Here is a 271-nt window from a genome sequence, read left to right as displayed (position 1 = left end):
GGCCATCTGCTCGCGCTTCGGAGCCTTGGCCGCCAGATTGACCTGGCCGCCCACCTGGGCCTGCTTCTCGAACAGCACCACGTCGTGGCCGCGCTCGCGGGCCACGCGGGCGGCTTCCAGGCCCGCGGGGCCCGCGCCCACCACCACCACCTTGCGCTTGGGGCCGCTGGTCTTGGCGATGACGTGCGGCATGGTGCGCTCGCGGCTGGTGGCGGCGTTTTGTATGCACAGCACGTCCAGGCCGTTGTACTGGCGGTCGATGCAGTAATTC

Annotated in this window: 1 protein-coding gene; it reads right to left on the bottom strand. The window is 70.1% G+C overall.

Going from position 1 to position 271, the window contains the following annotated elements; all coding sequences use genetic code 11:
* Nucleotides 1-271: FAD/NAD(P)-binding oxidoreductase (locus SM757_RS35310; protein WP_322468912.1), on the bottom strand; the 271-nt coding region annotated here is incomplete at both ends.

The sequence above is a fragment of the Azohydromonas lata genome (assembly GCF_034427735.1).
GTDB classification, from domain to species: domain Bacteria; phylum Pseudomonadota; class Gammaproteobacteria; order Burkholderiales; family Burkholderiaceae_C; genus Azohydromonas; species Azohydromonas lata.
Note: the sequence above shows the minus strand (reverse complement) of the source record. Positions and strands in the feature narration are given on the sequence as shown.